A 13376-nucleotide genomic window follows, 5' to 3' on the forward strand; every position below is an offset into this window, starting at 1 on the left:
CAAACATTAAAGTGACACATTATACTTTTTAAGTAATAACTGTTCTTTTTCCCCTTTTAAAGAGACACGTCCTTGCTCCCATATAGTAATTAATTTCTGTCTTTTCTCAGCTGGGATGGTTTTCGAGAAAATGGGATATTCTATTAACTTTTTTTCCAACCCTGGACGTACTATTTTTAACTCATGGTTTAAATTTAACTGATTTAACACATGCTGCAGGACAAGTTCATTGTCAGCGTACACATCCACTCTATTTTCTTTGATCATGCGGAATATACGTTCAATCACATCGTCATTTCCAGCAATCACTTCAACCATAGACGCGTTATTAGGATCGTCGATAAAACCTTGATAATCAGCACTCATTGAACTGTAATCCCAACCTGGCCCCGTTGCGATGCGTTTACCCTTTATAGATTGGACGCCTTGATAACGCCAGTCGTCTGCATTTCTAACGACAAAGGCTGATTTATAAGCAAATGTTTCTTGTGTAGCAAAGTCAAATAACTGCTCTGCACTATCTGATATTAAGTACTCAGGCAACATATCACATGTTCCATCAGCGACCATTTCTAACCCTCTTGCTAATGGAACTTCATAATACTTTATGGTGTAACCTTGGGCTGTGTATATTTGTTCAACCATATCGATTATGACACCACGACGAGACGACGTTGCAGTGGGAAAGATGGTCATTGGTGCCCATTGGTCATAACAAACTTTTAGCGTTGTAGCATGAGCGATATTAAATAGCGTACCTATAACAAATAGCGCAGTGATAAATAAGGCGTTTGCTTTTTTACGACAAGCTCGTCTAGTTCTCCACACAATTTCGCCCCTTATCTTTGGCACCATACAGTTTTAAATCGGCACGTTTAAATAAATCACCAATAGATTGTTCTTCAAGATAAGAAGTTTCAACGCCAATACTGACGGTATAGTTAACTTGTTTACCTTCAACGTCCAATATTGAACGAGCAACCTCAGCCCGTATTTTCTCGGCGATATTGAGCGCATCTTTTTCATCAGTATCAGGTAGATATATTGCAAACTCTTCACCGCCAACACGGCCAATTAAGTCTGATTTTCTTACCAAGGTTTGTATAGTGTTAGTGAAATGAACAAGCACTTGATCACCAATAAAGTGACCATAGGTGTCATTAATAGATTTAAATAAATCTAAATCCATTAATACAAACGATGCTGGAGATTTTTGTCGCTGGGAAAGAGTTAGTAAGTGCTGAGCCGTTTCAAAAAAGCTGCCACGATTTAACACCTTTGTTAGCGAATCTCTGGTTGCTAACTCTTTTAGTTTTTCATTGGAAACTTGCAATGCAGCCGTTCGTTTAGCAACCGCATCTTCTAACCATGCCCGTTTAGCTTGTTCGTCTTCCAATAGTTGTACTTGATCTGCTTCGATAGCCGAAAGCATATTATTCATATGTTCCTGCAGTTGCCTTATTTCGTTATTCTCAATATCAGGCAGCGCAATCCGTTTACTTATATCTTGACTTATCTGAACGTCATTAACTTGAGACATTAATCCTTTCAGTGGCGTCGCAAGATAGCGATTAAACGCCCAAATAAATAACCAAAACAAAATAGTTAACTTTATAAAAGCGGTCATAATAATCAATGAAAATCCAAACAATACGCGGTCTAATACTATTTCAGATGATGAGTACAGAACCAAAGAACCAAGAAAAATACGGTCGCCGTTTACCCCCCAACTTAACTCTGTTTTGCTATCAAAAGTAGATAGAGGCACTGCGGATGGCGAGTAAGCTCGTTTCGAAATAATGCTTTCACCATCTTTATCAAACACATCTACCCCAACGATGATTGGCATTTTTATTAACCCTTCAATTAATACATCTAATTGAGCTTGGTTGTATTGCCATAAACTGGATGAGATTGGTCCTCGAACGGTTTCTTCGAGCTGTTTTAATTCACTTGAGATGGAGTCTTGGGTTTTAAGGTATTCGGTTAAAAACTGTGTACAAGTTATTAAGCAAGTTACGCCTAAGTAAATAGAAAAAATAACGAGTAACATTTTTTGAGAGAGATTGTTTGGCCTCGGAGAACTTGCAAACATTAAAACGGATACTTCTCAGACACTTCAAATTGACATTAATCTTAGAGTAGTAATGGCTTTAATGAAACCGTTTTCAGCCAAGTGGCTAAAAGTTTATTAAATATACAGTGCGGGCAAATAAAAAAGCCGTCTTTAGTCAGGCGGCTTTTAACACTATTGGGTAATTAATACTTAGCTTTACGGTTACGCACTAATGGAAGCAAACATAGTCTCTTCGCCAACAACGATGACTTCTGCTTTTTTAAAGAAGTTAAAATCTGTTGCGGTGCACGAACAATAAGCGCCCATCATAGTACTGACAACCAGATCACCATTATTTAACTTTGGCAACATGATGTTATCGGTGATCACGTCTATGCTGTCACAGGTTGGCCCTGCCAACACACTTGAATACACATCGTCTGATTGAATTAGGCTTTTGGTTTGGTATTTTGCTTCATCAAACATTAAACCACTAAACGAACCATAAATACCATCATCTAAATAGTACCAAGTTTGTCCATTACGTTCCGCCTGACCCATCACCGCAGCAATATTGGTTACTGATGGAGCCACTAAAAAACGTCCTGGTTCAGCAATCACACGTACTGTCTCAGGTAATAGTGCTAAGGCGTCTCTTATTGGCGCGCAAAATACATTTATTGGCAATACGTCCGGAGTGTAATGTACCGGAAAACCGCCTCCAATATCTAACGTACTTAACGCTGGTAAACCAGCATCTGTCACTTGTTTCATTATTTCATTGCATCGTAATATGGCTAATGAATACTTTTCACCAGAACGCGTTTGCGAACCAACATGGAACGACAAACCTTTAATGCGAATACCTAATTCAAAGGCATAGTTAATTAACTCAAGGGCTTGCTCTGGTTTACAGCCAAACTTTTTAGATAGGTCTGCTAAGACATCCGCATTTGGAAAACTGACACGTAACAACAACTCAACCTGATCTTTATAAGGTATAAACTTCTCTAACTCATTGGCATTATCCACAACAAACACGTTACAGCCATAACGTAATGCATGCTGGATATCACTATCACGTTTAATTGGGTGTGTTTGGATAGTTCGCTCGCTTGGTACACCAACGGATTGCACTAAATCAACTTCACCGTTTGTTGCTAAATCAAAGTAGGCACCTTCAGCTAATAAGGTTTTTACTACAGCAGGATGCGGCAAAGGTTTAAGTGCATAATGTAATTCTACGTTTGGCAATGCGTCTTGTAATGCACGGTATTGATGACGTACTACGTCACAATCTAACACCATTAATGGGGTGCCGTATTGAGATACCAAAGCGTCAACTGTGCTGTTGCTTAATGATGCTGCAATGTCACCATTAATAGGTGAAACAATGGTTGAGGTTAAGTTCGTTTCTAAGTTTGTAACAGACATTGCAATTTCTCCAGCCGTCTTTATAAGCTATATAAACCAGTTAAGGTTTGAGCGAGTTAAAATATACTTAAACATTCAAATTCACTCTTGGATAGTTGCTCTATTGCCTGGCCGCCTTTGCGATGTACTTGGATTGGCTATCAACAAGAAGTGGCGGGATAATAAATAAATTTTGACGTAATGCAAACTTTTTATTAATCAAAAAATAGGACGATTCGTACTGTGTACTTCATTAAAATACATTAGCCCAACATGGTAAAACAATATTAATAATCAATCACTTACAAAACCAAGGATTGCACAAAAACGATAAACTACAAAGCCATACCAAATGAATGTAGTGTAAAAATGCCTAATCAAAATATTTTTATCGTGGGAATTTAAATTTTTTATTGAACAACAATAATAAGGGAAAATTGGGGCTGTATTATCAGACTAAAACACAAGTTCACGGTAATGTTCAATTGTGCTTTAGTCTGTTGTATTTATTAAATCTTATATCTAATTTAACCTGAGTTATATCATTTACAACTCAGGTTGTGGCGCGCCTATCACTAACTTAGCCGCAGGATCTATCGCAGCACAGCCTTTGCCTGTTTCTACATTGGTAGAGCACTGGTAAACACGTACATAATCAATTTCAAACACTTGCGGAAAGACCGACTCATCTATGCCTTTTTCGTTGACATTGCCAGCCCAATTACCGCCAACCGCAAAATTTAATATCAGGTGAAAGTTTTGGTCGAACGGAGCAGCCCCTTCACCATTCACTAACTTGCCGTCTTTCATATATTGGGTATACCAGCTGTCACTGGTTTGAGTGGCGTAATGGATATCGTCTATGTACCAGCGTATCTCGCCCTCTTCCCATTCTACGGCATACTCATGGAAGTCATCTGCTGGGTTATCATTATTTTGTAGGTGAGTGTACGTGCCTGTATAAACGTTTTCAGGAGCCTTCCTGCCATAATGCAAAGTTCCGTGAACACGTCCTTCCGGAAAACCTGCATAACTCGGTTCGTCAGACTCAGCCTTTAAGTTAACCACTTCCATAATATCTAACTCGCCAGAACCCGCCCAACCGCCATAAACCCAGTCGGTTGGTAACATCCAAATCGCGGGCCATGTGCCTTGCCCGTATGGCAATTTTGCACTGATTTCAAAACGACCGTATTTCCAGTCACCTTTGTATTTGGTTCTTAATCTTGCTGATGTATATGGTTGCGTGCGAGTATTTTCCACGGAGTAATTTGGGTCATCGTCTAGTAATGCCGGTCCAGTAAAACTCTCTTTTAACGCGGCAATCGTGAGAACACCGTCCTTAATATACGCATTATCGCTGCGGTTGGTATAACATTGTTTTTCGTCATTACCACCACCAAAACAATTGATTTCAAATCCCCATTTGTTTAGGTCGATCTCTGGGTTTTCAAATTCATCTTGCCAAACTAAGTTCCAGTTTTCATTTACTTGTATTTTGTCTTGTACTGGTACATCTGGAATTTGCTTCTGCGCTGTTACTTGCTCTGGAGTAACTTCAACTTGTTGCTCAGAAGTATTATTACTGCCACAAGCCGACAACACAGTGATAAACAAACCAGATAACGTAATATTTATTTTCTTATTCATAATCTTTCCAAAAAAATGGAAGCTAGGCTTCCATTTCTATCATTAACAATGACATTAAATTTTTATGTTTTACTGACAGCTAATTGTCGCTTGAGCTGCTGTATTTGGCTCAAACTTAACTTCAGCTAAACTTAATTTAAGTTTACCTTTTGACGATAATTCAAACGGTACCACTAGGTCAGCCATTCGAATTCCCGTATTCGCGTAACAAGCCATATCAATTGAAATGGATTGCCATTCGTTTAACGGTAAAGCGTTTAACTGCGAGGTAATATCAATACTCGAACCACAACTGCCTTGCGTATCACCTTCACTTGCACAGCTCATCGCTAAAGAGACTTTTGCAGCGGGCTTTTCAGATAATTTAATTTGGAAATGTAACGCCGACTTCACTTCTAAATCAGAACGTAAGTCTTCTCTAAAGTGACTCTTACTTGCGATACGCAAACCAGCACGTTCGCTGCCATCTAACGTTATTTGACGTGCGTCTTCTTGTACCACTTTATCAACCGTGCGATAAGCTAATGCACCAATTGAATGAGTGTTAGAGTTAACTTCCATTTCTTTATCACCAGAGAATAACCATAACAACCAAGGTTTTTGCATAGAACCATTAAATAAGGTTCTAGTCGTTACTTTAGATAAGTCACGCTCTACCGTTTCGTTTAACGCATCACTTAATACGTTTTCGTCACCATAAGTTAATCCGAAGCCATAAGGCAATAATGGATCATAGTTTTCATCAAAACGGTTTATTACCGCTTGGTCTGGAGATTTTGGCCAAGTGTAAGATAATTTACCTTTGAAGTTATTCTGAATAGAACCATCCGCATTCGTTAAAATAACATCAGCAACACCTTGACCTTCAGAACCTGGTAACCATGCAGCGACAAACGCATCACTGGCATTTAACTCGGCATTAACCCACATTGGACGACCAGATAAAAAGATTGAAACCACTGGAATACCTTGCGCTTTCAGCTTTTTCAACAAGGCTAAATCTGTTTTTTCACCACGTTGGTAGTCTAAGTTTTCACGATCGCCGTGGCCTTCCGCATAAGGGTCTTCACCAAATACCACAACCGCAACATCTGGTTTAGTGCTAAATGAACCATCTTCACTTAATGTCACTTTACCGCCCGCTGCTTTAACTTGATCCGCGATACCTTGATAAATTGATGTGCCACCAGGAAAGTCTGCATTGGTGTTATTCGTACCTTGCCATGTAATTGACCAACCACCTGACTGTTTACCAATATTATCAGCGCCGTTACCCGCAACTAAAATATGGCCGGTAGGTTTAATCGGTAATACATTTTTATTTTTTAACAATACCAAAGACTCTTGTACAGCTTGTCGTGCAACTTCACGATGTGCTTTTGCACCAATCAATTCTAACTTACCAGAGAATTGGCGTTTAGCTGGGCTTGGTTTATTAAATAAATCAGCACGTAATTTCACACGTAAAATACGCGCCACCGCATCATCAATACGGCTCATTTTGATCACGCCGTCTTTAACTTGTTGCACTGTATTTTCATATAACGGTTTCCATGCTCCGGTAGGTACCATGAAAATATCTAAACCGGCATTAACCGCTTGCGGGCAATTATCATTAGTACAATCTTTAACTTGTCCGTGGCCATTCCAGTCACCAACCACAAAACCATCAAAACCCATTTGGTCTTTAAGTACATTAGTTAATAAGTATTTATTACCGTGAATTTTGTCGCCATGCCAGCTATTAAATGATGCCATTACCGATTGAGCACCTGCAGACAAACCACCAACATAACCTTGTGCATGAATGTCAAATAAGTCTTGCTCAGACGCTAAATTATCGCCCTGATCATCACCCTTTTCGGTGCCACCGTCGCCAACAAAGTGTTTAACAGTACTGATAACACGGTCGTTACTTAAAAAGTCTTTATCTGCGTGTCCTTGTAACCCTTTTACAATTGACGCTGCGTAACTACGAACGATCTCTGGATCTTCCGAGTAACCTTCATAAGTTCGGCCCCAACGATCATCACGTACAACCGCAACCGTAGGCGCAAATACCCAATCGATACCAGTAACCATGACTTCCGTCGCCGTTACGTTTGCTATTTTTTCAATTAAATCTGGATTGTTCGCAGCACCTAAACCAATATTATGAGGGAATAACGTCGCACCAATAACATTGTTATGTCCATGAACCGCATCGGTGCCCCAAATTGTTGGGATGTTAGAACCATCAACACTGTCATCAACAGACGCTTGATATAGATCTTCTGCTAATTTAATCCAATCCGCAGGTGTTGAATGTTTGTTGTTATTTGGAAATGCACCGCCACCATTGAGGTAAGAACCAAAACCATATTTACGCATATCTTCAACCGTAATATCACGGATTTCAGGTTGGATCATTTGAGCCACTTTTTGCTCAAGTGTCATGGTTGACATGATTTCAACAATTTTACGTTCAATTTCGTCGTCTTTTTTTACAGCAATATCTAATACAGGCCATATTTTTGAAGCATCTTTAGCAGCTGAAGAGTCCATCTCTGCAGATTTATCGGCCCCACACGCGGCAACCGTCATCGCCATAAAAGATGCAATAATGGATTTATGGTTAATTATTGTATTTTTCATTTTTATAATTCTCATCTTTTTTTCTTAAACTGAAACTGATTCTGGTTTGCTACCAATTAAGCCGTAATAAACGATATAACCGTAACAAATGATTGGTAAGGCAAAAGAAAGTTGAATGCCTATCGTGTCTGCAAGTAAACCTTGAGCTAAAGGCACGATTGCACCACCAACAATAGCCAAACATAAAACGCCTGACCCTTGGCTTGTATGTTTACCTAATCCATTTAAGGCAAGACTAAAAATAGTTGGGAACATGATTGAGTTACACAAACCCACTAATAGAATTGACCACATTGCCACCGTGCCAGAAGTTAAAATAGCTAACCCAATTAAGACTGCAGCAGCCCCACCATTAAATGCCAACACTTTACCCGCAGCAATTTTTTGCATGACAGCAGCACCTATGAAACGACCAACCATAGCCCCACCCCAGTAATAAGTAAGGTATTTAGCCGCTTCCGCTTCTTCCAATCCTGCAATATTTTCTTCACCAAAGAAGCTAACTAAGAAACTACCGATAGATACTTCAGCGCCTACATAAACAAAAATACCAAGGGCACCTAAAACTAAATGACGATATTGCCAAGCTGATCCTTCAACTTCTTCACCTTCTTCAACTTCCGCTTCTGATAAGTGAGGTAATTTTAAATAAGCAAAAATAGCCGCTAAAACTAATAACATGGCGGTTAATACAAGATAAGGAATTTGCACTGACTCAGCCGTATCAGCTTTAGCTACTTGTGACGTTGCTTCACTTAAAATGAATAACGCCCCCAAATATGGTGCTACTGTTGTGCCGAAAGAATTAAATGCTTGAGTCATCGTCAGACGAGAAGACGCCGTTTCTGTAGGCCCTAACAAAGTGACATAAGGGTTAGCAGATACTTGTAATAATGTGATACCACTGGCTAATACAAATAACGCCCCTAAAAATAGCGGGTAACTATGCACAGCGGCGGCTGGATAAAATAATAAACAACCTAAGGCCGCGACGACTAACCCAATTACAATCCCCTTTTGATAACCCATTTTTTTTACTAATGAGCCTGCTGGTAATGACACTAAAAAATAAGCACCAAAAAAACAGAACTGAATTAACATGGATTGGGTGTAATTAAGGTCAAAGACCCCTTTTAAATGCGGTATTAAAATATCGTTCAAGCAGGTAATAAAGCCCCACATGAAAAATAAAGTCGTTAATGACGTTAACGCAAAATTATAATTTTTGCCGTCATCAAGTGTGTTGTGTGTAACTGTTGAATGACCAGACGCTGCCATGGTGTTCCCCTTGTGATTAATTTTTATTATTTTTAAGCGTATACATAGCCAGTGTTACAAAAATATACAATCAGTTTCAAAATCATTATTGACCTTTGAACAATTACTATTTACTCTAACTTGAATTGTAAGCGCTTTCATTTTTCCATTAGAAAGGTTTATATATATTTTTTCAAGTGTTTTGTAAGCGCTTTCTATTTGAAAGTGAAAATAATTAATCGCACGGAATAAACAAAAACTGAGTTAGAGCTATTATGACCGCAATTAAGTTACCTAAAGATTCAAAAATGTTGTCGCCAAAGTTTACTTTTGGTGTTGCAACCGCATCCTTCCAGATAGAAGGTGGTGTAGAAGATAGACTGCCATGTATATGGGATACCTTCTGCGCAACTGACGGTAAAATTGCCGATAACTCTGACGGTAAAACCGCGTGTGATCATTATAATTTATGGCAACAAGACATTGATTTAATCGAATCACTTTCCGTTGATGCTTATCGTTTATCAATTTCATGGCCGCGTGTAATAACGCTTGATGGTCAGTTAAACCCTAAAGGCGTAAAGTTTTATACTGATTTATTAGATGGATTAAATGCGAAAGGCATTAAAACCTTTGTCACTCTGTACCATTGGGACTTACCACAACACTTAGAAGATCAAGGTGGTTGGTTAAATCGTGATACGGCTTATAAATATGCAGAATACGTTGATTTAATTACACAAGCGTTAGGTAATAGAGTGCATTCTTACGCCACGTTTAACGAACCATTTTGCAGTGCGTTTTTAGGATACGAAATTGGCGTTCATGCCCCTGGTGTCGTCGGTAAAGAATTTGGGCGTAAAGCCGCTCATCATATCTTATTAGCACATGGTCTGGGCATGAAAGTGCTACAGAAAAACAGCCCTGATAGCCTAAACGGTATTGTGCTTAACTTTACCCCTTGTTATCCATCTACTGATTCTGATGCTGACAAGTTAGCGGCGGACTATGCAGACCAATACATTAATCAATGGTACATCAAGCCACTGTTTGATGCTTCATACCCTAAAATGATTGATGAATTAGATGAAAATTGTAAACCTGAAATACTTGATGGTGACATGAATATCATCGCGCAACCGTTAGATTTCCTTGGCGTAAATTACTACACACGACTTACCTATAGTGCGCCTTCACAAGCAGGCGAGTTTTATACTGAACTCGAACATTTATATCCACGAACAGACATAGGTTGGGAAATTTACCCTAAAGCATTAACTGAATTGTTAGTGTCGTTAAATACTCAATATAAGTTACCACCTGTGTATATCGCAGAAAATGGGGCGGCGATGCCGGATAAAATGGAAGATGGTGTCATCAACGACTTAGATAGAATAGATTACTATCATAAACACCTTAATGCGGTAAACGACGCTATTGAGCAAGGTGTCGATATTCAAGGGTATTTTGCTTGGAGTTTAATGGACAACTTTGAATGGGCAGAAGGTTACTTAAAACGCTTTGGCCTTGTCCGTGTTAATTATGTAACACAACAACGTACTATTAAAAATAGTGGCCACGCCTATAAAGCGTTAATCAGCCAGCGTTAATAATCAACATCAATAAGGCCTTTTAAAAGGCCTTATTTTTAATTTAAAATTACAAAAATAACAATAAGAATCAATCATGACAAAATTACCGTTTTACGAAAAAGTAGGGTATGCGTTTGGGGATGCTGCAGCAAATTTAGTCTGGCGCGGCGCGTTAGCTTATTTAGCTGTATTTTATACGGATACCTTTGGTTTAACTGCCGCAGCTGCAGCCATGTTGTTCTTGGTAGTGCGACTGTCTGATGGTATCACCGATATTATCATGGGGATGATTGCCGACAGAACCGATACCAAATGGGGTAAGTTTAGACCATGGATAATATGGTCAACACCATTTTTGGGGTTGTTTATGGTGTTAATCTTCACTACGCCAGATTTAAGTGAAGGCGGTAAATTAGCATACGCATACTTCACTTATATCGGCCTAACTTTAGCTTATACCGTTAACAATGTGCCTTATTCTGCATTAATGGGTGTGATGACCGATGACGATCAAGAACGTACAAGCTTATCTGGTTTTCGATTTGCAGGGGCATTTATCGGTGGCTTAATTGTCATGGGATTCACCCCTAAATTAGTGGCTATGTTAGGTGCCGGTGATGATGTTATGGGTTACCAATATACCATGTACGTATTTGCGGCAGCCTTAATGGTGTTAATGTTTATCAGTTTTGCTACGACCAAAGAACGTATTTCACCACCGGTTGCAGCTGATACCGATTTAAAGTCTGAAATATCTGATTTAGTTAAAAATTTACCTTTTATTATTCTCCCTCTGCTTGCGATGACTTTGTTTTTCTATTATCGCGAACTGTACAGCGGACTCTTTTTTGCCGTTGTTATGACAGGTATGTGGCTAGCCATTAAAAAACTACTGAATAATACACCAGAAGATTTAACCGGTACTCAGCGTGATATGGTTGACCTTTTAACCAATAAACCTTGGTTGATACTGTTAGGCATGGGCTTTTTAACCATGATGTTTAATGGCATCAAATATGGTGTTATTGCGTATTACTTTAAGTATTTTATTGGTGATGAGCTGATGGCTGGGCAATATTTTGTCGGATTGTTAGTGGTTTCAATCATTGGCGCATTATGCACCAGCCCCCTGTCTAAATTGTTAGGCCGTAAAAATCTATTTATCCTTTCATTGATACTCAGTGGTTTGTTTACCGGCGCTTTATTTTGGGCACCTCAAGGTGATGCCACTTATGTATTTATCGTTGGTTGTAGTGCTGAATTTTTTGCCGCTATCATGCCGACCTTATTCTTTTCAATGTTAGGCGATTCAGCTGATTATTCTGAGTGGAAAAATGGCCGTAGAGCGACAGGATTAATCTATTCTGCCGGTACTTTTGTGCAAAAAACCGGTGGCGGGTTTGCCGGAGCTTTGGTGCTTATCGTATTAGCTGGTTATGGTTACGATGGTATGGATAAAGCCACCATTGAAAATGCCTTACCTGGAATGAAATTACTAATGAGTTGGATCCCAGCAGCCTTTAGCTTTGCCGCCGCGGCGTTAATGATGTTTTACCCATTAACAGATGCTAAACAGCAACAAATGGGCGCAGAGTTAATTCAACGCCGTTTAGATAATCCAAGTTAATTGTATACTAATTAACGACTTAAACATGATTCTGTTAATGCCAATTAATTCAATTGGTATTAACATAGTTAAGCGTTAAACTGATGAAAATTTTCAATCGTAAACCAAATTTAATCCAGTAAAGGGGCACAATGGCTACCATATACCAAGTTTCAGATCTTGCAGGCGTTTCATTAGCAACGGTTTCCCGTGTAATGAACAACAACGCTAAAGTAAGTGATAAAACCAAACAAAAAGTATTGGATGCCATGAAAGAGCTGGGTTATCGCCCAAATGCCACAGCTCGTTCACTTGCATCAAACCGCAGTGACAGTGTTGGGCTTCTCGTCCCTGAATTGCACGGTCCATTCTTTGGACAAATGATGGGGGGAACCGAATCAGAATTACGTGATGCTGGAAAACACGTCATTATCACCACAGGACACAGTGACGTTGATAAAGAAGTCGATGGTATCGAATTTCTATTAAGTCGAAATTGTGATGCCTTAATTTTACATGTCGAAGCGGTATCTGATGAATATCTAATTGAATTACACAAAGGCAAAGTGCCTATTGTCATCATCAATCGTTATATCGAAGAAATGGCCGATAGATGTATTACACTGGATAATGCCCTAGGTGGTTATTTAATAACAAAGTCGGTATTAGAAAAAGGCCATCGTGAAATAGCTTATATTTCTGGACCTAAATGGAAAGATGACTCTAATCAACGAATTAAAGGCCATAAAAAAGCATTAGAAGAATTTAATGTGCCATTTAACGAGCAGCTAATGTACCAAGGCGACTTTACCCAAACCGGTGGTTGTGACGGCTTAACTAGCTTATTAGACGCTGGCATTCCTTTTACAGCGTTAGTGTGTGGCAACGACGAAATGGCGTCTGGTGTTCTGGCAACCGCTCGTCAAAAAGGCATGGATGTGCCAAAAGAATTGTCGGTAACTGGATTCGATAATATTATTTACGCCAGTTTATTATTCCCTACCCTAACCACCATTGACTACCCTATTCGACAAATGGGTCATATGGCCGCAAAGTTAGTATTAAAAGATGTATACGACAAGAAAAAGCTAGAGATCCGTCACCAATTTATCCCTAAACTAGTTGAACGGAACTCAGCTATTATCGTTTGATATCAAACTAGTTTTAG

General features: G+C 39.2%; 9 protein-coding genes. 3 read left to right on the forward strand and 6 right to left on the reverse strand.

Annotated features, from left to right (window positions below; translation table 11 throughout):
- Nucleotides 1–6: 6 nt before the first annotated feature.
- From RT723_RS08685 to RT723_RS08710, 6 genes are all read right to left on the reverse strand, one after another.
- The gene (locus tag RT723_RS08685) at nucleotides 7–828 is read right to left on the reverse strand and encodes a substrate-binding periplasmic protein (protein ID WP_315946683.1); all 822 of its coding nucleotides are present in this window, start codon (nucleotides 826–828) and stop codon (nucleotides 7–9) included.
- Nucleotides 815–2095: a GGDEF domain-containing protein gene (locus RT723_RS08690; RefSeq protein ID WP_315946684.1), complete on the reverse strand. Its 1281-nt coding sequence runs from the start codon at nucleotides 2093–2095 to the stop codon at nucleotides 815–817. Before RT723_RS08690 ends, RT723_RS08685 begins: the two co-directional genes overlap by 14 nt.
- Before the next feature lie 183 nt (nucleotides 2096–2278).
- Nucleotides 2279–3490: a type III PLP-dependent enzyme gene (locus RT723_RS08695; protein WP_315946685.1), complete on the reverse strand. Its 1212-nt coding sequence runs from the start codon at nucleotides 3488–3490 to the stop codon at nucleotides 2279–2281.
- Nucleotides 3491–4015: 525 nt separating this feature from the next.
- The gene (locus tag RT723_RS08700) at nucleotides 4016–5119 is read right to left on the reverse strand and encodes a glycoside hydrolase family 16 protein (RefSeq protein WP_315946686.1); all 1104 of its coding nucleotides are present in this window, start codon (nucleotides 5117–5119) and stop codon (nucleotides 4016–4018) included.
- A gap of 69 nt (nucleotides 5120–5188) precedes the next feature.
- Entirely contained in the window at nucleotides 5189–7753 is a 2565-nt protein-coding gene (locus RT723_RS08705; protein ID WP_315946687.1) for a glycoside hydrolase family 3 protein, read from the reverse strand.
- A 24-nt stretch (nucleotides 7754–7777) separates the two neighbouring features.
- A complete protein-coding gene (locus tag RT723_RS08710; protein ID WP_315946688.1) occupies nucleotides 7778–9031 on the reverse strand; it encodes a sugar MFS transporter in 1254 nt (417 codons plus the stop codon).
- A gap of 254 nt (nucleotides 9032–9285) precedes the next feature.
- Here RT723_RS08710 and RT723_RS08715 point away from each other — a divergent pair, with 254 nt between their 5' ends.
- The 3 genes from RT723_RS08715 to RT723_RS08725 all read left to right on the forward strand — a co-directional run bounded on the left by RT723_RS08715 (nucleotide 9286) and on the right by RT723_RS08725 (nucleotide 13359).
- The gene (locus RT723_RS08715; protein WP_315946689.1) at nucleotides 9286–10620 is read left to right on the forward strand and encodes a GH1 family beta-glucosidase; all 1335 of its coding nucleotides are present in this window, start codon (nucleotides 9286–9288) and stop codon (nucleotides 10618–10620) included.
- A gap of 76 nt (nucleotides 10621–10696) precedes the next feature.
- Nucleotides 10697–12229 (forward strand): MFS transporter, encoded by a 1533-nt coding sequence (locus tag RT723_RS08720; RefSeq protein ID WP_315946690.1) that lies wholly within the window; start codon nucleotides 10697–10699, stop codon nucleotides 12227–12229.
- A 131-nt stretch (nucleotides 12230–12360) separates the two neighbouring features.
- A complete protein-coding gene (locus RT723_RS08725) occupies nucleotides 12361–13359 on the forward strand; it encodes a LacI family DNA-binding transcriptional regulator (RefSeq protein ID WP_315946691.1) in 999 nt (332 codons plus the stop codon).
- The last annotated feature ends 17 nt before the right edge of the window (nucleotides 13360–13376 follow it).

Source organism: Psychrosphaera aquimarina, assembly GCF_032461525.1.
GTDB lineage: Bacteria > Pseudomonadota > Gammaproteobacteria > Enterobacterales > Alteromonadaceae > Psychrosphaera > Psychrosphaera aquimarina.